Genomic DNA, 24,814 nt, shown 5'->3' with positions numbered 1-24,814 from the left:
ACCATTATTTAAGTTGAAGAGGCAACCCGGAAACCATAAAAACCGCCTGATCCGCTTTGGCGGCAACATATTGATTGGCCCAGCCTTGCAGATCCGCAAATTTTCTTCCCATTTCCGTCTCCGCGTGCACGCCCATCCCGATTTCATTGGATATAATAATGAGCGTTGCGTCAATTTTGGAAAGCGCATCAATTTCGGATTTGAATGCAGTTAATGTTTGCGCAATGCTTTCATCATGCTCCATCCAAAGATTTGTCAGCCAAAGCGTTACGCAATCAATGACGGCGATGTGGTTTTCCAGCGGCAACAAATGCAGATCTCTTTCCTGTTCAAAAAGCGTCCATTCCGGCCCGCGCTCATTCCTGTGCAATTGCACACGTTTTGCAAAATCATCATCCCAGATTTTGGCGGTGGCGACGTAGACTGGATTTGCACTTCGTTGTAATGCAAGCTCTTGCGCATATCTGCTTTTACCGCTTCTGACGCCCCCGCTGATGTAAATGATCATCTATTCGGCCGTTTTGAAACGTTTGTACAAAAACAATTGCCACTTTTCCTCCGCCACGCCTGCCTTGTCCATTTCAGCGCGAGCGAGGGTAAAAAACAGGTCGGATAAGCGGTTAATGTAAGCCGGGATGGCTTCGTGGACTTCGTCGGTTTTTATGAGCGAAACCAGCCTTCGTTCGCCGCGCCGCATTTGGGTCCGGGCAACGTGGCAAAGCGCGGAAACTTCATTTCCACCTGGCAACAGAAAGTAATCCGAAGGCGAGCTCATGCCTGCTTCCAGCGCATCGATCCAGTTTTCACAAAATTCAGCGCCGTCGACCGGCATCGGGTTTTTGTTCTCTTTTTTGGCATCAGACGGCCGGGCCAGATGTGACATCATATCCATCAGATCCTTCTGAACTTTGTGCAGGTTAGCCTGCCATTCATGTTCCACGCCAAGCTTGACGCGCAGCAAACCAATGGTCGAATTCGCTTCATCCAATGTGCCCATACATTCAACGCGAACGTCATCTTTATCAACCCGACTCCCGCCGAACAGTCCCGTTGTGCCCTTATCTCCTTTTTTCGTGTAAATTTTCATTTCAACTGTTTATAATAAATGAGTTCATGATCCGGAAGAAGCTCCGGATGCAAAATTTTGATCAGATCGGCCAGCACATCCTGCGGGTTAACGGCGCCGGACTCCCAATAATCATTGGCGCCCTGGTCATTTGCCCGGAGGTGATAACCGTAAACTTTTCCTGTTTTAAATGCTTTGAAATCGGCATAGCGACTGTCTTTGCCCTGCAACTCCTGCCTGGATTTCACATTGTTAATGCTCACATTCAGCCAAAAATCAGCATCCAGCGCGACCGGATATACAGTTTCAAAATTCAGCGGCAGACTGCCCGTTGCTTTGGTTTTTTTCCAGTGATAACTTGCACCCGCATCTCTCAAAAACCGGCATACATAACTGTTTCCATTCGGCACAAACCATGCGTCACGCGAGTTCATCCCGGTGATCACACTTGGTTTTGTGGCTGCATTTGTGCCTAATGCGGCCAGGCGATTGTAGTCTTTTTCTATTTTTTCAAAACGCCTGTTCACTTCGTCTTCCTTATTTAGCAGCGCGCCCATCAGCTTCACCCATTCTGCACGTCCCAGCGGCGTCGTTTCCACCCATTCAGAATTCACGAGAATCGGAATTTTGGCAGCTTTAAGCCCATGAAACCGGTCCATTTTAGAAACCGGACTTCCTGTCGCCATCACCAGATCGGGCTGCATCGTCAGCAGCAGCTCTTCGTTAAGTCCCTGATCCTTTCCTACTTCCTTAATTTTCCCTGCCTTGATGCGGTCGAGCACGCGCTGCGAAGAAACATATTGCACATTGCCCAATCCCGTCAGCACATCTTCGGCTTCCAGAAACCCGATGAGCCCAATGTGCATCGAAGACATGGCGACCAAACTCCTGACCGGAATCTCGATCACCTGGCTTTCGGGATAACCTTTCGGTCGCGCATTACCGCGCGGAACGAGCAAATAAGTGGCAGTATCAGCCTGTTTTTCAAAAGGACTAATGATTTGGAGCACCTTATAATTTTTATGATAAGTGATCGAAAATCCTTTGGCGTGCCTGATTTGCACGTGCTCTTTGAATGTCGCATTGCCCTCTCTGCGCAGTTCATTTTTTTCATAGAGCGCCGAAGAACTGCTGCAACCGGCTAGAATCGTGAGCAGGAAGAGCAAAATGTGCAAGTTCAATTTCATCCGGCTATTTGTTTAATGATAAAATCGGCCCTTTCCGCTGCGGAAACTTTGGGAAGTTCAGTCAGCCGATAACCCAGCGTTGTGTATGCAACTTTAATGGCTTCGTACAATGTGCAGGCTTCCGCGAAAGTCTGCCAGCGCTCGTCGTCGTTGACATAAATTTCCTTCCAGGGCGGCGCGATGAAGACATTTGTGTTGTAGCGATGATTCGAACAGACTTCGAGCAGCTCGGGATCGACGGTGATTTTTCCAACATTTAAATAGGCAATGACATCGGGCAATCCGCGGTCAAAAAAGACTGGTTCAGTTGTGCTATTAGCAAGAAAATCAGCCTGCATTTTCTCCAAACATTTCCGGGCAAAACAGGGCAAATCGATCCAGGGCAGACACATTCCGCCATCACCCATTTCCGCGCGGATCAGCTCGCGGGAAACTTCCGGAATGGTTTGAAATCCCGATGCTTCAAGTGCATTCAGCAATGTGCTTTTTCCGGATCCTGGTCCGCCGGTGATTATAAATGAGGGCATTACGAATATTTTAATACAAACCATAAACAGCATATCAGCACCATTGCCAGACAAACCAGGTGATTAATGCGACTGACATATTCAATTTCGTGCGGTTCAATCTCACGTTCCTTTTCACCGATAAATGGCTTCTGGACCAAGGTTCCATGATATACATTCGGGCCGCCAAAACGACAATGCAGAATGCCTGCGAGTGCAGCTTCCGGGTAACCGGCGTTTGGGCTTTTGTGCTTGTTTCCGAATTTGAAAATGTGCTGCATTCCGCGTCCGCTGAATGTGACCAAAACCATTAATAATGCAGTTAACCGGGCTGGAATCAGGTTTGCGAGGTCGTCCAGCCGGGCTGCAAATTTTCCAAATTGCTCATAACGGGTGCTGCGATAACCGATCATTGAGTCAAGTGTGTTGATCATTTTGTAGGCCATCATGGCTGGGATGCCGCCTAGCATATAATAGAAGAGCGGCGCCACGACGCCGTCACTCAGGTTTTCGGACATTGTTTCCAGGACTGCGATGCGGATTTGGTTTTCTGAGAGATATTTGGTTTCGCGGCCAACTATGCGTGAGAGCTGATTTCTGCCGGCGGTTAAGCCGTTTTTGTTGAGTTGGTGGAATACGGCTTTGCCTTCCTGGATTAAGGTTTTGTTCGCAAGGCCGTACCATATTAGGATTGTGTTGCATGCTATTTCAAGCCACGAATCCGCCGCATCGGCGGCCGCAAATAAGGCACGAATACAATAACAAAAAATTAAAACAGCCCCAACAAGCATTATCGTTAACATGCCTCCTTTTATGAATCTGAATGAATCTTGGTTTAGTCGCTTCTCGCCCCAGGCAATCAGTTTTCCGAAGACTTTTACCGGGTGTGGCCAGGTTTCGGGATCGCCGAGCCAGAGGTCGAGCGCGTATCCGGCCAGCAGCGGAACGATCAGTAATGCAGCTTGTTCCATGCTTTGAGCGCGTCGATAAGGAGTTGATTTTTTTCGGGAGTCAGCGTTGCGAGTCTGAAATGCTGCCTTGTTAATCCGCGGAAATTGCCTGCATCGCGGACCAGGATGCCGTGATGCTGAATGAGGAAATCTTTGAGCTGTGCAGCATTCCTTACCAATGTTTTGCAGAGGAAAAAATGCGTCGTGCTATCTTCTACGGCAAGGGCGTCATTTTTTTTGAGTTGTCTGACAAAATCTTCCTTTGCATTCCAAATAGCTGAAATAGGAAGCTGCAATGCATTAAGGTTGTCAAAAATGAATTCCCCCGCCGCCTGCGCCATCACATTCAGGGTCCAGGGTTGCTTAATAGCAGTCAGTTGCGCGACGATTTCATCATTTGCCAGCAGGTAACCCAGCCGCAATCCCGGGATCGAATAGGTTTTAGTAAGCGAGCGAAGGATAATGACATTGCGGTACTTTTTCACCAGATCTATCGTGCTTTCGATGCCCATTGTAAAATCTATAAATGCTTCGTCGATGACGAAAATGCAACCGGGGCTTCTCTTAATCCAGAATTGCAGATCAGGAAAATAGCTGCCCGTGGGATTGTTGGGATTGCAAATAAAAACGATGTCCGACCGAAGCTGCGGCATTTCCAGTGCCTGTTGCCAAGGCAGGTAAGTCAGCTCGTGATTGAAAATCTGACATGCATCTTCATACTCAGAAAAGCTGGGTGTTATAATGGTGGTTTTGCTGTCCGAAAACAGTTGTGCAATGAGGTAAATGCTCTCGGTGGTTCCGTTGCAAACGAGCACGTTACTGGCTGGGAGTTCGTAGTGATTTCCTATTTTCAGAGTGAGGTTTTCTGATAAAACCTGCGGATAGCGCTCAACCCGGTCGATGTTTTCAAACAGATATGCTTTCAACCCAGCCGGTGCTCCGCCATGCCAGACATTGGTGCTGAAATCCGCGATGATTTCGCGTTCGTATCGGTAAGCATCGTCTCCGTGACCTGTCAGCATAAGCGCGGTTCTTTATATAAACTATTGTAAATCAAATTCATATCAACATGCTGCCGGATCATATTCGCCAGCTTATCGTATTGTTCCTCTTTAAAATCATGAATGGAAGTGCGTGGTTTTTCAAGGCTGGCGACATATGGTTTTAGCAAATAATCAATGATATGATCATTGTCGAGCATGCCGTGAATGTAGCAGCCCCACGTTTTTTCATTCAATAAAAAACCATCCTGGCGACCGTCTTCGAAAACGGCCACAGGTGATGGCTGGCAATGAATTTTCGTCGTGCCCATGTGAATTTCATAACCTGTGCATTTGGCCGGATTGCTTAAAAAAGAAAAGGAACATTGCATCGTCGTTTTTCTGGTTTGCAGCTCCGTAGTCAGCGGGAGAATGCCCAATCCCGGAATCGAGGCAATGCTGCCTTCCACGCCTTGCGGGTCTGAAATTTCAGCGCCAAGCATCTGATAACCACCACAAATTCCGATCACCGTTTTGCCAGATTTGTGCGATCTCAGAATGGCGCTGGCAATGCCATTGTTCTTAATGGCCAGCATATCCTCGGTAGTGTTTTTGCTGCCGGGGATGATGATAATGTCTGCTTTTTCAATTTCGGCCGGATCCTGGCTGTAAAATAAATTGACCCGCTCGTCACTTTCCAGCCTGTCGAAATCAGTGAAATTGGAAAGTCGGGGGAGCAGAATGACGGCCACATTTACTTTGCCTGTTGCTGCCTGACGGTATTTTTTTTCAAGCGAAACCGAATCTTCCTCTTCAATGTGAATGTCCCGGAAGTAAGGCAACACGCCTACGACGGGCAAGCCGGTCAGCTCTTCCAGCATGCGTTTCCCGTGTTCAAAAAGACGGCTGTCTCCCCGAAATTTATTGATGATAATGCCCTGCATCAGCGAGCGCTCCTCCTCGGAAAGCAATGCGATTGTTCCGTAAACGCTTCCAAAAACACCTCCTTTATCAATGTCAGCGACCAGGAATGTCGCGGCTCCGGCGTGGGCAGCCATTCTGAGATTGGTAATGTCCCGATGTTTTAGATTCAGCTCGGAAATGCTGCCTGCGCCTTCGAGCACGATGGGATGATATTTTTCAGAAAGTCGGTCAAATGCGGCTTTCACGGCAGCGAATAATTCGTGACGATCATTGGCCATGAAATAGGCATGGGCAGACTGGTTGCCCACCGGTTTTCCATTCAAAATCACCTGAGAAGATTGATCGCTCGTGGGCTTCAAAAGCACCGGATTCATATCCGATTCGCACGGGATGCCCGACGCTTCTGCCTGCACAACCTGCGCACGTCCCATTTCGAGTCCGTCCGCAGTTACATAGCTGTTTAAAGACATATTTTGCGCCTTGAACGGCGCCGGACGGAAACCATCCTGTTTAAAAATCCTGCAAAATCCAGCCGCTATGACACTTTTGCCTACATCAGAGCCCGTCCCGACAAACATGATCGGCCGCAGCTTTCTGTCTTTATTTTCAGCGCTTATTTCATTCATTTGGCTTGCAGATTGAGTTTAGAAGACACTTTCTTGGTCAAATTCTGCTCAGATAATGTGTCCAGCGACACGCATTCCGCACCCAGCGCGTCGGCCAGTTCTGCTGCCCTGCCCATCCGTAAAAAGCCGTTTTCCGTATCCATCACCATCGCCTCAACACCTGACATTCTGATCGAAACTGCGCATTCCAGCGCCTGCGCCCATGCGTCGCCACCGCCCGGAAGCGGGACATTGGCTTTTCCGTCACTAAGTAGGATGAGCAAAGGCTTTGAATCCGATTTCCTTGCGTGTTGCTGCAATAAGTCACTGGCTAGCTGCAATGCGTGGGCGAGCGGCGTGCGGCCGCCGGTTGGCAGGTTTGTCAATGCCGCTTCGGCCATTTCCGTGCTTGAAGTAGGCGACAATATCACAGTTGCTTCCACACCCCGAAACGCAATGACGCCGACAGCATCTCGTTTCTGGTAAGCGTCGTTTAACAAGCTCAGCACGCTTCCTTTCACAGCTTCCATCCGCTTTCCCGCTGACATCGAGCCCGATGCATCCACTACAAACAGGATCAAATGCCCTGTTTTACCAGATTTAATGGCATAATGCACATCTTCTTTTTTAATTGAAATGTTATCCGGATTACGAATAATGGCGTTCAGCAAAGTTTCCGTCGGAGCAATATTATTACCAGCAGAACCCGCTTCCGTGCGAATCTTAAATCCTTGTGGCGTGCCCGACGCTTTGCTTCTTCGCCCTTCAAGCCAATCATTGACATTGCCGGCTGGTTTTACCTGCAGCGCCGGCGCCTCTACATTGAGATTTATTCCAAATGTTTTTTCGTCCGGAGAGTCGGCACATTTCCCCTCACCGCAGTCAACCTCAGCATTTGAATTGTCTATATTCGATTTGTCGTTGCCCGGCTCACTTTCAGGACTGACATTAGATTCCTCTTTCGGTTTATTATTGTTCTTGGGATCAGCAGATTGATTATCAGAATTTTGCAATTCACTTTCACCATTGGGCGACTGGCTTCCTGGATTTGGAGACTGCATTCTTTTAGATCTGCGATGCGCCAGCACGAGCGCCGCTGCCTGAGTGATGTCCGCCGTATTGACAAGCAAGCGATTATCGAGCGCGGCAATTGTAATGGCCGTTTTGTACATCACAATGTCAGCACGTAAGCTCGCTATGCCCGATTCAATGCACAATTGGCTAATTAGTGAAAGCAGTCCGTCGGGCATATCAACATTCGGCAGCAAGTTTTGAGCGTTTGCTATCCGGACTTTCAGCACATTTTGCTCATTTTCAAAATCTTGGCAAAAAGAATGCGGATTTGCTTCAAAAGCCATTCTGCGCTTGACGACTTCAATTCTTGACAGCACATCAAAGTCCCCGCCCACTTCCACCATTAAACCAAACCGGTCCAGAAACTGAGGACGCAGGTTGCCTTCTTCGGGATTCATCGTCCCAATCAAAATGAATTTCGCAGGATGACTTGCCGAAAGGCCTTCCCGCTGAATCGTATTCACGCCGGAAGCAGCCACATCGAGCAAAATATCGACGAGATGATCCGGCAATAAATTCACTTCATCAATGTAAAGAATGCCGCCATGTGCAGCCGCCAGCAACCCCGGAAGCAGCTGTTTCTTTTTTTCCGAAAGAATGGCCTGCAAATCGAGGCTGCCCAATACGCGGTCCTCGGACGCACCGATGGGCAGATCAACAAAAGGCACGGAAGTCGCTGGTTCGAGCTCATTGATCAGAGGCATAACCGACTGTAAACCACGTGCTGCCGTTGTTTTGGCGGTGCCTTTTTCACCTTTGATGAGCACACCGCCTATGCCCGGATTGACCGCGCAAAGCAGCAACGCCTGCTTTAACTTTTCCTGCCCGACAATGGCTGTAAATGGATAATGCTGCATTATTCTGTTCTCGTTTCGACTTCCGCCTCACTTTTTAAATACAAATCTTTTAACCCTTCCAAAACCGCTTCCGAAGGCTCCGCCCACATGCCGCGCTGAACCGCTTCCAGCAACCGCTCCGAGATCGCATGGAGCGCCCACGGATTGCTTTCGGCTAGAAAATCCTGCATAGAACCGTCCAATGCATAGCTTTCAGCCACTTTTTCATACATCCAGTCATCCACAACTTTGGCTGTGGCGTCGTAACCGAAAAGATAATCCACTGTTGCCGTCAGTTCGAGGCCGCCTTTGTAACCGTGTTTTTTGATGCTTTCAATCCATTTGGGATTCACGACGCGGGTGCGGAAAACGCGCAATGTTTCTTCTTTCAAATCCCTGACAACCGGCCGGGCGGGATCTTGCGAATCGCCGAAATAATGGCGCGGCTGCTTCCCGGTCAGGTTGCGGATGGTGGCGATCATGCCGCCATGAAATTGCAGATAATCGTCGCTGTCGAAGATGTCGTGCTCACGGTTATCCTGATTATGCAAGGCGATTTCGACACCCGCAAGCTGATTGCTGAATTCCGCCCGCGCATCAACGCCGGCCGCACTGCGCGAATAGGCATAACCGCCCCAATTGAGATAAGCTTTGGCAAAATCAGCATCTGATTCCCAATTCCTTTCATCGATAAGTGGCAGAATTCCAGCGCCATAACTTCCGGGCGCTGCGCCAAAAATCCGGTAAGCAGCGCGTTCCTCGGCTTCGTCGGTTGAGAGATTATTGTCCTTTTGCAAGGCAAGAAGATCGTCGAAATAATGCTTTCTTACAAAGTTTTGAGAAAGCGGCTCATCCGCTGTGATCACCATTTGCACGGCCTCGTCCATGAGCTCGATCAAATGTGGAAATGCATCCCGAAAAAAGCCACTAATGCGAATCGTCACATCAATGCGCGGACGGCCTAATTCAGAAAGCGGGATCATTGCTACACCCGTGATCCTGCGGCTTTCGGCTTGCCAAACCGGCCTTACGCCCAGCAATGCAAGCACTTCGGCCACGTCGTCGCCGTGTGTCCGCATGGCGCTTGTGCCCCATATGCTGATGCCGACGCGCTCGGGATAGCGATCTGTTTCTTTTAAATGTCTGTCAAGCACTTCTTTGGCGAGTTGCTGACCCACTTCCCACGCGGCTTTGGAAGGCAAAACCCTTGGATCCACTGCGTAGAAATTGCGGCCTGTCGGCAAAATATGCGCCATTCCCCGCGTTGGCGCCCCGCTGGGACCGGCCGGAACGTAACCACCGCTCAGTCCATGCAGCAGGTTATTGATCTCATTTTCAGTCTGCGCGAGATTAGGAACCAAATGTTTACAAACAAATTCAAGGATCTGATAAATGCCTGAAAGTCTGCGATCTGCGGGGGGAATGTTGAATGTTTCAAACAATGTCTGGTTAATCGAAGGAACCTGGAATCCGTATTTCATTAATAAGGTAAACAAATGCTGCGACAGCTCGTCAAATGTTTCCAGCGCATCTGAGCCCGTCAAAACCGGGCGGCCTGCGAGTTCCTGTAATTGTGGAGAAACGTGCGTGAGTCGCTCGCCTTTTCTTGCCAGAATCAATTCGAGGTCAATGTTAAAGCATGCGGCCAGCTCCGACTGTAAACCTGGCACGTCGGCATTAGGCAACCTCGTCAGCGCTTGCAGCATATCCACAAGTGATTGATCCAAAGGCATTTCACCCAGCGTATGCAGACCATTTCTGATCTGTGCAGCACCCAGTTCACACAAATAGCCGTCAATGTCTTCGATCAAATGCGCTACATCTTTTCCATCCATTTCGGCAATGCTGACCGGCACGCCTTCGGGCGTCATTTCATCATCCCAATCGTGCTTGTGATCGCCATGATCGCGGCTGAGCATCGCCGAAAGGTCTGCGTCCAGATTGGTTTGCTTGATCAGTTCCCAGATCTGCCTTTGCAAAAGCGGTAACTTAGCCGGGTCCAGACTTTCAACCTGATAATATTCATCCACCAACTGGGTGAGCTGCGCAAGCTCTCCATAGGTGTCCGCAGACGTCATAGGCGGCATTAAATGATCAACCACGACTGCATGCGCGCGTCGTTTGGCCTGTGAACCTTCGCCCGGATCGTTGATAATAAACGGATAAAAAAGTGGCATATCCGCCAGAAATGCATCCGGAAAGCAGTTTTCGGACAAGCCAATTCCTTTGCCCGGCAACCATTCCAATGTGCCATGCTTGCCTACGTGCACGATTGCATCAGCCTGCCAGTCATCGCGCAGCCAGCGATACAATGCATAATAATGGTGCGTTGGCGGCAGGTCGGGCTGGTGGTAAATGGCGTCGGGATCCATGCCGTAGCCGCGGGGCGGTTGCAAAGCCACAAATGCATTGCCCAGATCCAGTCCGGCCAATGCAATGTGCATGTTATGCACATAAGTTTCGCCCGGCGGCGGCCCCCATTGTTTGACCATTTTCTGTCGCGCCTGCTCGGGAAGTTCTTCAAACCAATGTTTATATTGATCAATTGCAACACGGCCCGGCGCGAGCGCAAGCTGCTGCGGCGTCAAATAATTTTCATCATACGAACAGCGGTCGATCAATTCGTGGATCAACGCCGTTCCTGATTCGGGGAGATTCGAAATTTGATAACCCTCCGCCATCATGGCATTCAGGATATTCATTAAAGAGGCCGGCGCATCGAGCCCGACTGCATTACCAACCTGCGAAGCTTTTGTATTTGAATTGGTAAAAATAAAAGCAATACGTTTTTTGCTGTTGGGCAAATGTCTCAATCTTGCAAATCGGGCCGCCAGCCCTGCAACGCGGTCAACACGGTTTTCAACGGCCTGATAACCTTTATTTGTGATGCCTTTTTCCTTAAAAGAAACCGGAACCGTGATAATGCGGCCGTCGAATTCAGGAATAGCGACGTTCATGGCGGTGTCCAATGGATTCAATCCGCGCGAGGAAGTTTCCCAGGGGCCGCGGCTCATGCCGCTCGTAATGGCTTGTAAGATCGGCACGTCCAGCGCTGTCAGGGACGATTGCGGTTTGCTGACCGTCCCCGCAGGCTGTAAGTCCGTCATGGCAAAAGATATTGTATTCACCAGCACATCCAGCTTCACGGAATTTTCGAAATATTGAAAGGCCTGCGGTTTGCCGGTGTTCGGATCTATGGATTTTAATGATGATGTAAAAACGGGAAGGACATTCAGCCGCTGATCTTCCAGCGAGCGGATCATGGCATCCACAAAACCGGTGTTTCCACTAATCCAATGTGCACGATAGAATGTTAATCCGGCCGTCGGGAGCGCGTAATCGTGATATTTCAGCCAGTCAGAAATGTCTGCGTTCTCGGGCAAATCGGGATGATAAATACCGTGCTCAGGCAATGCTGCCGGCGGCTCCGCACCAAAGTCGGTGATGAGCAAATGGTCTGACAGATAGCATAATAACGAATACAAATTGGCATAACCACCTGCATTCAGGTAATGCAATGTTTCCTGCAAAACATCAGGCGTAACCGTGGATAAGGCAGCAAATTCGGGGTTGAATTCGCCGGTTCCACTGACGACGATCAGATATTGCCCGCGCTGATTGGCAAGATGAACGAGCTGACTGAACCCAGGAATCGTGCTGAGCCTGCCATGAACGCGGACGACAATGATCTTTGCCTCAGCCAGTTCACGTTCCAGCAATTGCGCCATTTGTTCTTCACTTCTGATCCCGGTGAGGCTCATGCCCATGGTTTTGGGAAAATCTTCGGGTAAAATCTGAATCGTGCGGTCGAGGGCCAGCAGGTCAGTGTCGGCGTGGGTCAGGAAGACGATGCCTTCTGTGGGTTGAGCGACAAGGCCGGCCAATGTTGCATTTTCGGAGCCTTTCCAGGTGTAAAATTGAAACACATATTCGGCCAGGTCAGCAGGTGGCACGAGATAGCGATCGGCCTGAACCATGCTTTCGATGTAATCAAAAATGGCCAGGATCTGCCAGTCATTATTAATGGAATGAAACCAGACTGAATGTCCGTCAAACAGCAGCGTTACCACATTAGCCAGCGTGCACGGTCCGAGGCAGCCGCCTTTGGTCATGTGGACCTTGTTGCGAAGCTTTCGTTTCAGCCATTCGGTTTTGTAAAGCTCCACCGGAACGGGCGCATATCCCCTATCCACCCGCCCGCAGCAGCATGCATTATAGCAATAGGATAAATGTCCCCGGCGCTGCACGAGGTTGATCGACTTTCCGTCGGCGCGGGTAATCCGCTGGCGTTTGATTTCTTTCATAACCGCGCCAAGCCTTTCATTTTCAATAGTTTATTGATGAAATGTTCGTTCTCGCCCCAGTACACGTGCATATAGGAAGCGAAGGTTTTTTTGTGTCTGTAAAGCCGGGTGTTTGTTTCAATTCCTTTTGCATTGAGGAACTGGACGGGCAGTTCTTCCAGCTTATTGGTGTCAAAATCTGAGTAATGAAACTCGTGTCCTTTGTATGCCAGATCTTCCCAAATGGCAGTGCGGTAACCCAATGTCATTTTCGTGTTTTGCATGGTCGTGCTGCATTTGAGCGCGCCGGCCACAGCAAATGTTTGTCCATTATTATCTGTTAAATTTTCACCCAAATACATTAACCCGCCACATTCAGCGTAAGTCAGTCCTCCACTTTCGCAGTAAGCCTTAATGCTTTCACGCATGCTGTGATTATTGCTGAGCTGCGCTGCATAAAGCTCCGGATAACCACCGGGCAAATACAGAAAATCAGCCGGCGGCATTGTGTCATCGTGCAGCGGACTAAACCATTTTATTTGGCCAAAAGCGGAAAGCACCTGAATGTTCTGGTGGTAAGTAAATGCAAATGCCTCGTCGCGGGCGATTGCTATTTGCAAGTTTTGTTTTGGTAAAAAAGCGGTTTTAAAATGAACGTGACGCTTTGAATGTTGAGTGATTTCCAGCAGGCGTTTTATATCAACAGTTGCTTCAATTGCCTGCGCTGCATTTTTGATAATTGCCTCATAATCAGTTTCTGCTGAGATATGTAGCCCTAAATGCCGGGAAGGGATTTGAAGCGCCTCATTTTTTGGCAGATAACCCAATGGCTCAATGCCTACATCTGCGCAGGCATCTTTCAAGAAACTATAATGCGATGCTGTGTTTACGAAATTGAAGATCACACCGACAACATTGATCTGCTTTCTGAAATTTTTCAATCCATAAAGCAGCGGCGCAACAGAATAGGCCATGGATCTTGCGTCCATCACGAGGATTACGGGAATGTCGAGCAGCCCGGCAATTTCCGCACTGCTTCCTCTCATTTTGTCGGCCCCGTCAAACAAACCCATCACGCCTTCGGTAACCGATACGTCCGCATCTTGGGAATAGGACTGATATTGTTCCTGTACATGACTTTCAGAAGCCATGAATGTGTCCAGGTTGATGCTGATATTTCCCGAAGCATGCGTGTGGTGGATCGGGTCAATGTAGTCCGGGCCGCATTTGAAGGGCTGCACGGTTAATCCCCAATTTTTCAGCGCGCGCAGCAATGCCAGGGTAACCGTCGTTTTACCTGAATTGCTTGATGGTGCTGAGATCAGAAAGTGTGATTTCATGCCGTTGCTTCCATTCTTTTAACTGACATTGAATGTGTTAAAAGCTCCTTGCATCATTTTCACGATGCGATCAGAAGAGGAAGCCAGCATGTCGTGCAGGAGCACGCCTGTTGCAGTTCCGGGTTGTTAAAACCACGAAAAACAGATATCCGGACCGACTTGCTTCATCTCGCGAAAGCATCGTCAACTTTGAAAAAGGCAGGTCTCCTGGCTTGTAACATTCATATCATCCTTCCCGGGTGTGCACCCAGTGGACAACTTTTGATATAAACTTTTTGCGTTACTTACAGTTGCGCGACAGCTCGTGATTCTCACACGGTTCCCTATTAATTTACTGGTTTGTAAAACCTGTCTCTGTTGGAAAAAAGAATGTAAAGAACTCGTTATTGGGCCAAAGATATGGTAAATGTTAACAAAGTAGATTAAAAAGATCTAGCTTTGCCGCTTCATTTGGTGTCCGCCTTTGGCGGAATTAAAAGGGAATCCGGTGTAATTCCGGAGCAGTTCCCGCTGCTGTAAGTTCAATTTACAAGCTTCTGACATAATGCCACTGGGGTGCAATTTTGAATGATAGAATGATAGAATGAATGAATAAAAACATTCAGTCATTCAAAATTCAAAATTGACCTGGGAAGGCGTTAGAAGTTGAACGAGCCAGAAGACCTGCCAGTTGAGAATATCCGTTTTGCTTTCGGGAAGAAAGGCGATAGGATGTCGGCAGGGCGTGTGCGTCTTTGCCCCTCCTCTTGTATGCTCCTGTTTCCAATCCGGATAAGTTCAGTGCCTTTTTGGCGAAACCTTATTCGATTGTTATGGTCAATTACTTACTTGTCGATTCCCTTCTTTTAGGCATCCAGCATTCTTTTGAACCCGATCATATGGCGGCCGTTTCTGTGCTGGCCATTGACGAAAAGCAGGGTCCGGCGCGGCGCTGGAAGCTGATCTGGCGGTCGATGCATTGGGCGCTGGGGCATTCTTTGAGCCTCATTTTGTTTGCAGTTTTGGTGCTGCTGCTTAAATCCCAGCTTTTGCTTGAAGTCTCCGGAAAAGTTGAAATGCTCGTCGGGCCTTTGATGATCTGGCTGGGGATTGTGGCGATCAGGCGGAATTTCTTACCACGGGATGCACGAATTTACACGAATCCGCCGCAGCAGGTTAGCCGCTCTTTTTGGGTGGGCATGGTGCATGGACTGGCTGGCACGGGCGGGGCTTGTGCGGTGGCGCTTACCCTGGCGGCGAGTGATGCGCAGACTGCTGTCTGGATCATCATCATTCAAAGTTTAGGAATCATTCTTTCCATGTCCGCTTATGGCTATTTTTTTGCTTTATCAATCAGCCGGTATGTCTCCAAACGTGAGCAGTTTTTCCGGATAGTCAATTATCTCGTAGGCGCTTTTTCTATTGTCATCGGAGCAATCACGCTCTCCAATTCATTTTAATATTGAAAACATTTACTTACCAGATCGCAGCATTGCTGGCGATTTCGCTTTGTGCAAAAGCACAGAATCCAGTTGCAGATTCCAGCAAAACCAATTTGCTCAACCCCATCGTGGTCACCGCCACACGCTTTGAAACGCGGAAGGAAAACCTGGCGCAGCAGCTTACGATCATTTCCAGTGAAGACTTAAAACTCACCCCTGCCGCTGACATTACCGACATTGTGCGCAAGCTGGCGGCCGTCAACGTGATTCAATATCCAAACTTGTCATCCGGCATCGGGATCCGCGGATTCCGGCCGCAATTTTCGGGGCTCAATCAGCGGACATTGCTGCTGATCGATGGCCGTCCGGCGGGGGTTACCAATTTATCGCAGATCAATTTGAATGGCATTGAGCACATTGAAGTGCTGAAAGGGCCTGCGTCTTCTTTGTATGGTTCACAGGCAATGGGCGGGGTGATCAACATTATCCGCACCAAATCACAAGGCCCAACCAAGGGAAATGCATTTGTAGAATATGGCAGTTTTACAACAATGCAAGCCGGGCTTAATGCAGGCGGTAACCTGACCAAAAAGCTCGACTATGATGTTTCGTTCGCATATTTTCAGCGTGCGAAGGATTATAAAATAGGAAAGAATAATCTGCTCCGGGATCTGTTTGGGTTTGAAAATGCACAGAAAAATTACACGGATATTCCGGTCGAGCAGGTGGATGAAACGGTTACGGACGGACAGCGCAGGCCATTTACAAACCTGCATTATTACACGGGTCGGGCGCGGCTGGGCTATCAATTGAGCAAAAACTGGCGGGTCGATGTAAGCGGAGAAAATTTTGTAGCGAGAAACGTTGAATCTCCCGGCGAAATATCATCCGGAAGTGCGGAGGCGAGTAAAAAAAATAACGACAGAAATGCGGTTGACGTGGCTGTTTCGGGCATAATAGGAAATCATGAACCGAGCTTAAAAGTCTTTCATGGACAGGAAAATACGAAAAACTTCACGCTCAATGTTGCGGGAAAACCAGTAATGCCGTTCCGCTCGGCCGAAGGTGAAAACCAATGGACCGGGGCACAAATTAAGGACTCCTGGAAGATCGGAAAGCACACGATCATGCTGGGTTATGATTATCTGAACGCCCAGACGAGCAGCCGAAGATGGAGCAATGATACGACCGAGCGGGCACCGACGCAGCCTGCCTATTCGATCACTTCGTCGGCTTTTTACGCACAAGCGCTTTTGAACTATAAAAAATGGACGCTGCAACCGGGTGTGCGCTATGACAATATTACATTCAATGTAAAGGAAACAGCACTTTTGCCCACTTATCAGGCTGGCAAAAAAACAACGCCATTCGTTAGCCCGAGCCTGGGAATCACCTATGCGCTTACCTCAGATCTTCGGCTGAAAGTGGCTACGGGCAGAGCATTCGTCACTACGGACGCTTACTCGGTGGCGGGTTATAATGAGGTTAAAGATTCCAAAGGAAGGATCGCGGTCACGGCTGGAAATCCGGATTTGAAAAATGAAAGCAGTTTAAGCTGGGATTTCGGGTTCCAATATAACAAGCCAGGTTCCGGGCTCGCAGCAGGGCTTACTTACTTTTCAACGAAGGTTAACAACCGAATTGCGAAGATTATTAATGTGGTTAATGAGCCGCAGGGCAGTGGCGAGGTCATTGTTTCGCGGGCGACATTTGTCAATGCAGCGGACGCGGCGATCCAGGGAATTGAGACGGAAGTTTCGTTCGATTTTGGTGTGTTTCAGGATTATCGCTATTCATTCAAAGCATTTGTTACGGGCTCATCCTTGCTAAAAGCGAAGGAACTGATCGTTGGAACAGACGCTTCTGCGGTGGAGCGTGACATTCAGAATGTGGCTAAAAATACATTCAATTACGGCGTTCAGTATGACAACCGGAAATGGCTGCAATTGCGCCTTTCCGGAAGATCGGTCGGCCAGCGCAAAGACATTGATTACACCGACCCGATCAACCCGGAAATTGAATATCCAAGCTACGCAGCAATGGATTTTGCGGCATCATTCAAAGTCAATGCGCATCATTCACTTGGCCTGAAAATCGCCAATCTGACGGATGAGAATTACTACGAAAAACGCGGTTACAACCTGCCGGGAAGAGCGTTTTCGATGCGTTACAATTTCTCCTTTTAATGCGTAACTGACTTATTTCTCAACCTTATTTTTTGCTCTAAAATAAAGCACAGCGACTACAATGATCGCTACAACGAGTAATCCAATGGGTACAAACATGATTCAGATTGTTTAGACTAATCGACGGCATCGATCAGGTGTTGCAAGTTTTTAAAAGTTGCAGGTCGCTTATAAAAACTGTTCCACCGTGCCCGGGATTATTTACAGGCGCGGGTTAGATTTGTTGGCTAAATTGCGTTACCATAATTTTTTTCCAAATGCTAAACGAAGATCTGATCAGGCAAATAGATTTTATCAAGGAAATTGATAAACTAAAATATATTCAGCGCCGGACAAAACTGTTCAATAGCGACAGAAATGAGAATGATGCGGAGCACAGCTGGCATCTGGCCATGATGGCCGTTATTTTATCCGGCCATTCAAATGCTTCCATTGATGTTTTAAAAGTGGTGAAAATGGTTTTGATACACGACATTGTCGAGATCGATGCGGGCGACACTTTCATTTATGACACCGTCAAAAATCATGTTAACACCGACCTGGAAAGGGCAGCGGCTGAAAGGATTTTTGGGTTACTGCCAGAAAAACAGGCACAAGAGCTTATTGCTATTTGGGAAGAGTTTGAGGCTGGCGAGACGGATGAAGCAAAATTTGCAAAATCAATGGACCGCCTGGAACCGCTGCTGCAAAATGTTTCCAACAACGGCGGAACCTGGGAGGAATATAATGTTGATTACAGCAAGGTTTATGAAAAGAAACAGGTCATCAAAAACGGTTCTGTTTCGATTTGGAATTACGCTGAACAATTGATTGAAGACAGTGTCACAAGTGGAATTTTAAAGAAAGAATAGACCACAGACGAACGTCTTTTAACAAGCTATATGCCCGAAATCGTGTACTGTATAGTCGTGGTGTAAGTTTTTGCGGGAAGCATGACGGACATGCCTTCTATCTTATATTGAATGGGCACATTGTCGCGGGCATAACCAAGGCCAAGATTTCCGCTGAAAAATGCCTGCGGCATGGTGGTAACTTCCTTATAAGTCAACCCACCGTCTAAAATGGCCCCGCCGGTTCCGTTTCCTGTCCGGATTACGTAAATTTTAAGCCCGGAATGCCAGTTCGCCGTGGTGGATAGTTGGACATTAACCGTCCAGAAAAGCAGCGCATTGATCTTCAATGTGGTTTGTGCGACGAGACTTGTTTCTCCATAAACCACATAATCTTTACCTGCTTTCGTCACAGAAGAAGTTAATGTTGAAACGGTCCAGGTCGCGCCTAAGGGCAAATTGGCGATGCTCAGTGACTGACCAAAACCGCGCTCGGCAAGGAACAGCAGGAATGTTATGAATGCTAATTTTTTCATCAGTTGTCGACCATTGTATATCTTACCGTTACCTGGGAAGTTCCGCTGCGGATCTTGTCATAACCGTCAATTTCCAGAGAATAGGTCAGCCTAAAACCCTCTCCTGCGCCGGTGCCCGTGTATGCCCCCTGAATGTTGCTGATGAATGTTGTGGCAATGTTTGTCAAAAGGATGCTGCTCGTCACAGTTATGCTGCTGCCCGTAAGTCCCTGCCCTGTTCCTGTGTATGTGGCAGTGGCCAGGCGCAGATTAATGCCCGCCGGAAGTGTTCCGATAACGTCGCCTTTGATGCTGCGCGATGCGCCGGGCGTCACAGCGGAAGTGAATATCAGCCAGTTAGTTGCGCTGGGCATCCCCGTTCCTATGATCGTGCCGGCTTCATTGGATGCCGTCATGGTCAAAGTTACATTTCCACCTCCCGACGGAACCACATCAATCAGCGAAATCGGAGGCAGCGTAATGCTCACATTCGTGCTGGCCTGCCCGGCAACGGCAAGGCATTTCAGCAGCAGGAATATGACCAATGCGCTTTTCATTTTTTTACAGAAACATCAAAATTCCTTTCAGAAAAATGAATCCTTTTTTGATTCGGATGTATCTTAAAAATCGCGTGGAAAGTCTTATCCATTTCAATATCAAATTCCCTGACATTGTCGTCGACGACAAAACGATCCTGATTCGCCGCGATAAATGCGGATAATGTCCATTTGCCCGGCCGCATTTCTCTGAATGAAAATTCATCCCGGTCATTCAATTCAGTGAGGAAACTGTCTGTTCCATTCGTTAGCTTTATCAAAACGGTTGGCTTTTGGCTCAGCACGGATGACAATTGCTGACTGGCTTTCAAAAATTCAACTTTCCCGGTCACACTGCCCGTCCTGGTCATCTGGATTTCCACATTTCTGATGCTATCAGTGCTTACATCAATCAACATGGGCATTTTGACCACAGGAACAACGCCGTCGTTTTTCGCATCGTTCTGCGTTATGCTCAGATAATATGCGTCCGGGGCAACGCCTTCAAATGCAAAGATTCCACTGCTGTCTGTCAGGAACTTATGACTTCCAAGCTGGATCAAATTGCCCTGTTTTGGAAATCCTGAACCCGTTAATTTTCCACGAACGATCCCGCTGTTTTTTTTCCGCGAAAGCGGCACATTCAATTTGAGCGCATATTTTACTGTAAAAAACAATGTGTTCTGCTCCGCATTCTGTGCATTGGGAACGTGCGAACGACCGCCCGAAACGCTGAACTTGTGCCGGTTCAGGTCCAGCAATAGCGAGACATCCAGAAAGCTGCGTTTGACATAAAGCTCATCGGGAGCGTAATTATTGCGATATAAAAAGCTGGCAAACAGGTTGCGCTTGATGTTTATGCCCGCATTGCCTCCATAGTAAAACAGATTTTCAAGCGCGTCATTTGCAGAAAACTTGCTGGTATGCTGATGCTCAAAATATCCGCCGAGCCAAACACCGCGAACAACCCTGAAAGCGGGCTGGATCAAATTAGAAAACGACTCTTTCTTTCCCGTATTATCAAATACAAGCTTGTTCCGCGAATGTCCGAAACGCCCCTGATAGAAAAGGGTGAATTTTTCAGTTTGAAGGTTGTAAGTCACATTGCCAAATTTTTCAGCATAATGAAAGTCCGACGGCCTTTGCCTATCCTCTCGTTCCTGAGACGCGTAATAGACAAAAAATCCATTTCGTCTGTTGATCTGGTAAGACAGAAAAGCTGTGTAGTTTCGATCTTTTGGCGACACGCTGTAAAACGTTTCATCGAGACTCGGGTTCACCCTGGAAAAATTGCTGCTGACGCCGAGCGTTACTTTGGGTGATATATTAAAGCCAATGTTATTGCTAAAAAGAATGCTGTTGTTGTAAAAACCGTAAAAATTTTTGCCAGCGTAAATGAGGTTTGATGACACATTAAGCCATTTTTTTACCAGAATAAGTTTTAAAAACGCGCCATAATCAGTCCGAGATCTTGCCTGACCAGCCGCTAGCTCTGCTTCCAGAATCAAACCTTTCGTCCTGACGGAGCCGGAAACACCCATGAGATTGGACCAAAACTGTTCGTTTCTGCGCAGCACATTCTTGGAAGTGTAGCTTGCGCCAGCGTTGAATGAGTCTCCTAGTTTGTAGCTGAATTTTCCGCCAAATGATTCTTTCTGATTGAAATAAAAGCGGGCTTTTTGCAAGAAAACGACGTAGCTCATTTTGGCAAACTGCTGTTCCACTTTTAATCCGCGACCGAAGCGGCCAAACTCCATGAGGTTATTCAACTGCAAAACAAAGTCACCAATTGAAACGAATGTTCTTTTATCATATTGATATTCAAGTGAATACTGATCATAATTTCCCAGTGCAGGAAAGTTGAACTGATTGGGACCGCGTGCGGTGAAATCGATGTAATGCTTATTTTTTTGGTCTAAAAAACCTCTTCCCGTCACATTATATTGGTAAGCCATCATGGTCCGGTTGCCTATTTTGTAAGACATAAAGCCGCCGCCGACTTCCATTGGAAAGCGAAAGTAACGGTCGATTTTCTTGATCGCTGACGAGAAAACGGGCGTCGTTATAACCTGATAAACAGCAGGCTGCCCGCCAGTCATCTGCACCGTCAGATCCGTAGCACTTTGCCACGCATTGTTTCCGGTAAATGGAATTACTTGCAGCACCGTAACATTGGCTTTTTCCTGCGGACCGAGCGTAAGGCTGTCTTTGATATCGACCATTTTGCCTTGGCTGGATTTGATGCCAAACGTCTCCTTGCTGTTTCCCGCATTTTGTATCAGATAACCAATCCGCAATGTGTCGCCTTCTTTGACAAACTCAGGCTGGGAAACTACAAAAACCACCATTTTACGAACTTGTTCAACGGTCACATTCGCATTTATGCTGGCTTGCTCGGTGCCTGATTTTACACCGAATGTTACTTCATAATTGCCGGCTGAGCAGTCTGTCGGTGTGCCTATTACAAAGAAGTAACGAAGCTCAGTCAATCCTAAAATCTGCGCGGGTTTGCGCTTGGAAAGGAGTTTCCAGCCTTTTGGAAGGTCGATTGTTTCTTGAAGTGAATCTGAAAATCCGGTTGAAGCAGTTACATTAAAGAACAAGGTAATATGGCTCCCCGGTGAAGCTTTTTCGGGAGCATTGGATAAACTGACGAGGATTTTTTGCTGGCAAAACCCTTTCAGACTCACCATAAATATCATTATAAAAATGAGTCGGATCAATGGGCTCGGGAAGGTTAATCAACCTGTAATGAAATGTTGGAACCGAAGAGATCTTTGCCCGTATCGGCCACGATAACACAGTCATATTTTCCTTTTTCCAGATCGCTCACAGGAACTTCAAACGTGTTGCACTGGCCCGGATACAGCATGCGGGTGTTGGGTTGGGTTGTTTTAAGGAGCTTACCCGTTGCATCGTAAACTTCCAGCACCAGATTGGTCCGCGAGGCAAATGAGCCATTGTTTTTAAGCAGCACTTTCAGGTTTGAATGTCCGTCGGCCATTTTTTCGAAAGCCACATTTTCGTACGAAAGCTGCGGTCCTTCAAATGTGCCAACGTCCACAATCACCTGCACCGCATACCGCACGGTTGAATTTACGATAACGCCTTTTTGAGCTTCTTCACGCACAGGCTCAGCCACTTCCACCATGATCACCTCCCAGTAAGTGCCCGGCGCAGACTTCGCCTGGTCGAGCTCGATGGTGTAACGAACTTCGTACGTTTCATTCGGAGCCACGGTTCTTTCATCCACATTGGTCTTCAATCCATCTGCCAACGAACGCTGGTGACCACCTCTTTCCGGATATTGTGTGCCCCTGGCACAATCAGACACCAGATCCTGACGGTAAACCAATATACGCGCGTCTTTGGCGCCTTCATTTTTAACACGGATAATGCCATGGGTTTTGGCGTCCGCGCCTTGCAATGTATGTGTGTGTGTTAATCCATTCAAAATGACAACTGCGGCACTAAGCTGGCCCGGAAGCAACAGCATTAGTAAGAATTTTGCGACTGGTCTCATGCTGCTTGCATTGCGTAATCGCTTCCTTTCCGGGCCGTAGCAACGGCGTCAGGCCCGGATCGAAGCGTAACGAGGTGTTCGATTAGTTAGGCTTATTCGTCTGCCAATGTATACTTCACAGTCACCGTCGCGGTGCCCGAGCGCAGGTCAGCATAATTGGTGTTGTTGGAAGTAAAGGCATATGTTAGCAGGTGACCATTGTTCGGACCTGAAACTGTGTACGCGCTGCCAATTCCTGTGATTAATGCTTGTGGCGCAACGGTCAGGTTGAAGGCCGCTGCCGGATTGCCTTTGTCACCAGAGCCGGTTGATGAAGCTGCTGCGACTACATTAATGTCCACACCCGGAACGAGTGCGCTAGTTTCCACCGAAACCTTCTTGGAAATTTCGCCGGTTTGAATGGAGGAATAGTTCAGCCAAAGGGTGCTGTTGGCAGCAGGTGCGGTGATCTTGTCTCCGGCTTCCAGCGGAGTAGCCTGTGTAAATGAAGCCGTGAAATTTCTTACGGCGGAGGTTTCCAAATCGAGCAGCGCCACAGTGGGCACGACCACCGAGATCTGATGTGTGTCATCAGCATCGTCCTGGGCAAATGCGGATATCGCATTTCCGGCTGCCAAGCTTAATGTGAGGGCAAGTGTTAAATAGGAAAATTTTGCTTTCATAGGGAAGACGGTAAACAGTTATTATTTATAAAACTAGTTCGACAAAAACCGCTACGAATATAATAGTGTTTACAACTTTTCACAATTCGGTTGCTTCGTCAAAAGCACGCTTTTTCCAGAACATGACTTTGAAGCAATGTTCAAATATTAAAACAAGCAGAATCACTAATCCACTCAACACCAAATAAATGCGGCTCAGATTAACGCATTACAAATAATCAGAAATAAATTCAATCTCAGTTGTTGGCAACACCGCCAATGCTCGCGGGCACCCAACCCCCGTAATTTTGCGGGTGGGAATTGTGAAAAATTCTACATTGAAATAATGATAGAAAATGTTTTAATGTTACAGGAGTTTGGGTTGGTGGGTTGGGTTTGGGGTTTGGATATAATGGAGAAGTTTGACAGACGGAACAAAATAGAGCAAATGCTCACAATGCTAAGCCGGATTTCAGTTTTATGAACTCGCTGCGATCATAACCGTCTACGAATTCATTTGCGTAAACGATCCTAAGCAGGTCAGTATAATGCTTCGAAAATGTAATTCGCCCATTTCCAAAGGTGTAAAGCTGGTCAATTCTGTTCTTGTTCATTTGGATGGGCACGAGGCTGAAATACAACGAATTTACCAGACTTTGCTGGCGGAGTTCCCGACTACGGTCACTGAGATTAAACGTGAGGGAAATCTTGTTCTTTATAATTTTCGGGAACATACAGCTCTTCCCGGCCAGTGTTTTGCCTTCGTGCGACACCGATGGCTTTTGGTGTCTGTTCTCTAAAATGGATATGACAATGCCATGGTCTGGTTCAAATTTTTCTTGTGCTGCAATCGCTATTTTCAGGTTGGGCGAAAGCTTGCTAAGCTCTCTACTTCCCTCGCAGATAGATCGCCTAAGTCTAGAAGTGACGCAACTTCCCCAGCGCTTCCGAAAAATATCTGTATTGAACCACTGTCGGGCACCTGTGCAAGCTCACACTTTACTGGCAGTCTAAGTGCATTTATTTCGGCAATCGATTTGCGTACGAATGCTGTGTCCGCGGCCGATGCATTCCCCCGAATAGCGATGGTTGGATTTTCAGACCACTTCCAAAGATTGTCGCTTTTTCCCGGCGCAAAATCTTCGTGGAAAACGGTCTCGTAAAAGTAATTTAAAGTACGCGCGTCATACTTTTGCTTTAAGGCCAAAAGATCGTGCTCCGCGATTGAAGTCCTGTCATGATTGCAAGACACAAATGCAAAAAGGACAATGATAAATATCAGGACATTTGTCAAAAAACGACTCGATCTATAAAGCATAATCTTGATGAGATGTCACAAGAAATGTCCAAAAAGGTGTGATACCAGGCCAGAAAATTAATGAATTAACTAAAAAGCAATTTGACTTGCTAA

Annotated in this window: 20 protein-coding genes and 2 riboswitches; of the genes, 3 read left to right on the top strand and 17 right to left on the bottom strand. The window is 47.8% G+C overall.

Annotation, left to right across the window (positions count from 1 at the left end; all coding sequences use genetic code 11):
* Positions 1–4: 4 nt before the first annotated feature.
* From AC0IYG_RS14450 to AC0IYG_RS14405, 10 genes are read right to left on the bottom strand one after another with little or no spacing between them, the layout of a single operon-like run.
* The gene (locus AC0IYG_RS14450) at positions 5–508 is read right to left on the bottom strand and encodes a bifunctional adenosylcobinamide kinase/adenosylcobinamide-phosphate guanylyltransferase (protein ID WP_471711768.1); all 504 of its coding nucleotides are present in this window, start codon (positions 506–508) and stop codon (positions 5–7) included.
* Positions 509–1,087, bottom strand: coding sequence for a cob(I)yrinic acid a,c-diamide adenosyltransferase (locus tag AC0IYG_RS14445; RefSeq protein WP_471711767.1), 579 nt, complete (start codon positions 1,085–1,087; stop codon positions 509–511).
* Positions 1,084–2,253: an ABC transporter substrate-binding protein gene (locus AC0IYG_RS14440; RefSeq protein ID WP_471711766.1), complete on the bottom strand. Its 1,170-nt coding sequence runs from the start codon at positions 2,251–2,253 to the stop codon at positions 1,084–1,086. Before AC0IYG_RS14440 ends, AC0IYG_RS14445 begins: the two co-directional genes overlap by 4 nt.
* Positions 2,250–2,780, bottom strand: coding sequence for an AAA family ATPase (locus AC0IYG_RS14435; RefSeq protein ID WP_471711765.1), 531 nt, complete (start codon positions 2,778–2,780; stop codon positions 2,250–2,252). Before AC0IYG_RS14435 ends, AC0IYG_RS14440 begins: the two co-directional genes overlap by 4 nt.
* On the bottom strand, positions 2,780–3,730 hold the full coding sequence (cbiB, locus tag AC0IYG_RS14430; protein ID WP_471711764.1) for an adenosylcobinamide-phosphate synthase CbiB: 951 nt from the start codon (positions 3,728–3,730) through the stop codon (positions 2,780–2,782). The genes AC0IYG_RS14435 and cbiB overlap by 1 nt, the downstream gene beginning before the upstream one ends.
* On the bottom strand, positions 3,709–4,731 hold the full coding sequence (locus tag AC0IYG_RS14425) for a pyridoxal phosphate-dependent aminotransferase (RefSeq protein WP_471711763.1): 1,023 nt from the start codon (positions 4,729–4,731) through the stop codon (positions 3,709–3,711). Before AC0IYG_RS14425 ends, cbiB begins: the two co-directional genes overlap by 22 nt.
* Positions 4,725–6,239, bottom strand: coding sequence for a cobyric acid synthase (locus tag AC0IYG_RS14420; RefSeq protein ID WP_471711762.1), 1,515 nt, complete (start codon positions 6,237–6,239; stop codon positions 4,725–4,727). Before AC0IYG_RS14420 ends, AC0IYG_RS14425 begins: the two co-directional genes overlap by 7 nt.
* Positions 6,236–8,149, bottom strand: a complete 1,914-nt coding sequence (locus AC0IYG_RS14415) for a magnesium chelatase subunit D family protein (protein WP_471711761.1) — start codon at positions 8,147–8,149, stop codon at positions 6,236–6,238. The genes AC0IYG_RS14420 and AC0IYG_RS14415 overlap by 4 nt, the downstream gene beginning before the upstream one ends.
* Positions 8,149–12,432 carry a cobaltochelatase subunit CobN gene (gene cobN, locus AC0IYG_RS14410; RefSeq protein WP_471711760.1) on the bottom strand — a complete coding sequence of 1,428 codons (4,284 nt, stop codon included), beginning with the start codon at positions 12,430–12,432 and terminating at the stop codon, positions 8,149–8,151. Before cobN ends, AC0IYG_RS14415 begins: the two co-directional genes overlap by 1 nt.
* The gene (locus AC0IYG_RS14405; RefSeq protein ID WP_471711759.1) at positions 12,429–13,751 is read right to left on the bottom strand and encodes a cobyrinate a,c-diamide synthase; all 1,323 of its coding nucleotides are present in this window, start codon (positions 13,749–13,751) and stop codon (positions 12,429–12,431) included. Before AC0IYG_RS14405 ends, cobN begins: the two co-directional genes overlap by 4 nt.
* Positions 13,752–13,931: 180 nt before the next feature.
* Positions 13,932–14,118: riboswitch (cobalamin riboswitch) on the bottom strand.
* Positions 14,119–14,185: 67 nt separating this feature from the next.
* A riboswitch (cobalamin riboswitch) is annotated at positions 14,186–14,436 on the top strand.
* Between the two features lie 127 nt (positions 14,437–14,563).
* Here AC0IYG_RS14405 and AC0IYG_RS14400 point away from each other — a divergent pair.
* From AC0IYG_RS14400 to AC0IYG_RS14390, 3 genes are all read left to right on the top strand, one after another.
* Positions 14,564–15,190 carry a hypothetical protein gene (locus AC0IYG_RS14400; RefSeq protein WP_471711758.1) on the top strand — a complete coding sequence of 209 codons (627 nt, stop codon included), beginning with the start codon at positions 14,564–14,566 and terminating at the stop codon, positions 15,188–15,190.
* A 2-nt stretch (positions 15,191–15,192) separates the two neighbouring features.
* A complete protein-coding gene (locus AC0IYG_RS14395; protein ID WP_471711757.1) occupies positions 15,193–17,358 on the top strand; it encodes a TonB-dependent receptor plug domain-containing protein in 2,166 nt (721 codons plus the stop codon).
* Between the two features lie 257 nt (positions 17,359–17,615).
* Positions 17,616–18,209, top strand: coding sequence for an HD domain-containing protein (locus AC0IYG_RS14390; RefSeq protein ID WP_471711756.1), 594 nt, complete (start codon positions 17,616–17,618; stop codon positions 18,207–18,209).
* Between the two features lie 26 nt (positions 18,210–18,235).
* Here AC0IYG_RS14390 and AC0IYG_RS14385 read toward each other — a convergent pair whose 3' ends face one another.
* The 7 genes from AC0IYG_RS14385 to AC0IYG_RS14355 all read right to left on the bottom strand — a co-directional run bounded on the left by AC0IYG_RS14385 (position 18,236) and on the right by AC0IYG_RS14355 (position 24,721).
* Positions 18,236–18,724 (bottom strand): hypothetical protein, encoded by a 489-nt coding sequence (locus AC0IYG_RS14385; protein ID WP_471711755.1) that lies wholly within the window; start codon positions 18,722–18,724, stop codon positions 18,236–18,238.
* Entirely contained in the window at positions 18,724–19,260 is a 537-nt protein-coding gene (locus tag AC0IYG_RS14380; protein WP_471711754.1) for a hypothetical protein, read from the bottom strand. The genes AC0IYG_RS14385 and AC0IYG_RS14380 overlap by 1 nt, the downstream gene beginning before the upstream one ends.
* Positions 19,257–21,932 carry a COG1470 family protein gene (locus tag AC0IYG_RS14375; RefSeq protein WP_471711753.1) on the bottom strand — a complete coding sequence of 892 codons (2,676 nt, stop codon included), beginning with the start codon at positions 21,930–21,932 and terminating at the stop codon, positions 19,257–19,259. The genes AC0IYG_RS14380 and AC0IYG_RS14375 overlap by 4 nt, the downstream gene beginning before the upstream one ends.
* A gap of 44 nt (positions 21,933–21,976) precedes the next feature.
* A complete protein-coding gene (locus tag AC0IYG_RS14370) occupies positions 21,977–22,762 on the bottom strand; it encodes a hypothetical protein (protein ID WP_471711752.1) in 786 nt (261 codons plus the stop codon).
* 92 nt (positions 22,763–22,854) lie between these two features.
* Positions 22,855–23,424: a hypothetical protein gene (locus AC0IYG_RS14365; RefSeq protein WP_471711751.1), complete on the bottom strand. Its 570-nt coding sequence runs from the start codon at positions 23,422–23,424 to the stop codon at positions 22,855–22,857.
* A gap of 431 nt (positions 23,425–23,855) precedes the next feature.
* A complete protein-coding gene (locus AC0IYG_RS14360; protein ID WP_471711750.1) occupies positions 23,856–24,017 on the bottom strand; it encodes a hypothetical protein in 162 nt (53 codons plus the stop codon).
* 245 nt (positions 24,018–24,262) lie between these two features.
* Entirely contained in the window at positions 24,263–24,721 is a 459-nt protein-coding gene (locus AC0IYG_RS14355; protein ID WP_471711749.1) for a hypothetical protein, read from the bottom strand.
* Between the last annotated feature and the right edge of the window lie 93 nt (positions 24,722–24,814).

It is taken from the genome of Dyadobacter sp. AC419, from assembly GCF_979253085.1.
The sequence above is the reverse complement of the archived record's forward strand: the minus strand, read 5'-3'. Positions and strand labels throughout refer to the sequence as shown.

What these genes read in the sequence shown, in the direction of transcription:
- AC0IYG_RS14365 (WP_471711751.1), bottom strand. Translation starts at nt 23,424, where the DNA reads ATGAAAGCAAAATTTTCCTATTTAACACTTGCCCTCACATTAAGCTTG.
- AC0IYG_RS14390 (WP_471711756.1), top strand. Translation starts at nt 17,616, where the DNA reads ATGCTAAACGAAGATCTGATCAGGCAAATAGATTTTATCAAGGAAATT.
- AC0IYG_RS14370 (WP_471711752.1), bottom strand. Translation starts at nt 22,762, where the DNA reads ATGAGACCAGTCGCAAAATTCTTACTAATGCTGTTGCTTCCGGGCCAG.
- AC0IYG_RS14415 (WP_471711761.1), bottom strand. Translation starts at nt 8,149, where the DNA reads ATGCAGCATTATCCATTTACAGCCATTGTCGGGCAGGAAAAGTTAAAG.
- cobN (WP_471711760.1), bottom strand. Translation starts at nt 12,432, where the DNA reads ATGAAAGAAATCAAACGCCAGCGGATTACCCGCGCCGACGGAAAGTCG.
- cbiB (WP_471711764.1), bottom strand. Translation starts at nt 3,730, where the DNA reads ATGGAACAAGCTGCATTACTGATCGTTCCGCTGCTGGCCGGATACGCG.
- AC0IYG_RS14420 (WP_471711762.1), bottom strand. Translation starts at nt 6,239, where the DNA reads ATGAATGAAATAAGCGCTGAAAATAAAGACAGAAAGCTGCGGCCGATC.
- AC0IYG_RS14355 (WP_471711749.1), bottom strand. Translation starts at nt 24,721, where the DNA reads ATGCTTTATAGATCGAGTCGTTTTTTGACAAATGTCCTGATATTTATC.
- AC0IYG_RS14360 (WP_471711750.1), bottom strand. Translation starts at nt 24,017, where the DNA reads ATGAACAAGAACAGAATTGACCAGCTTTACACCTTTGGAAATGGGCGA.
- AC0IYG_RS14380 (WP_471711754.1), bottom strand. Translation starts at nt 19,260, where the DNA reads ATGAAAAGCGCATTGGTCATATTCCTGCTGCTGAAATGCCTTGCCGTT.
- AC0IYG_RS14425 (WP_471711763.1), bottom strand. Translation starts at nt 4,731, where the DNA reads ATGCTGACAGGTCACGGAGACGATGCTTACCGATACGAACGCGAAATC.
- AC0IYG_RS14440 (WP_471711766.1), bottom strand. Translation starts at nt 2,253, where the DNA reads ATGAAATTGAACTTGCACATTTTGCTCTTCCTGCTCACGATTCTAGCC.
- AC0IYG_RS14385 (WP_471711755.1), bottom strand. Translation starts at nt 18,724, where the DNA reads ATGAAAAAATTAGCATTCATAACATTCCTGCTGTTCCTTGCCGAGCGC.
- AC0IYG_RS14400 (WP_471711758.1), top strand. Translation starts at nt 14,564, where the DNA reads ATGGTCAATTACTTACTTGTCGATTCCCTTCTTTTAGGCATCCAGCAT.
- AC0IYG_RS14435 (WP_471711765.1), bottom strand. Translation starts at nt 2,780, where the DNA reads ATGCCCTCATTTATAATCACCGGCGGACCAGGATCCGGAAAAAGCACA.
- AC0IYG_RS14405 (WP_471711759.1), bottom strand. Translation starts at nt 13,751, where the DNA reads ATGAAATCACACTTTCTGATCTCAGCACCATCAAGCAATTCAGGTAAA.
- AC0IYG_RS14445 (WP_471711767.1), bottom strand. Translation starts at nt 1,087, where the DNA reads ATGAAAATTTACACGAAAAAAGGAGATAAGGGCACAACGGGACTGTTC.
- AC0IYG_RS14375 (WP_471711753.1), bottom strand. Translation starts at nt 21,932, where the DNA reads ATGGTGAGTCTGAAAGGGTTTTGCCAGCAAAAAATCCTCGTCAGTTTA.
- AC0IYG_RS14450 (WP_471711768.1), bottom strand. Translation starts at nt 508, where the DNA reads ATGATCATTTACATCAGCGGGGGCGTCAGAAGCGGTAAAAGCAGATAT.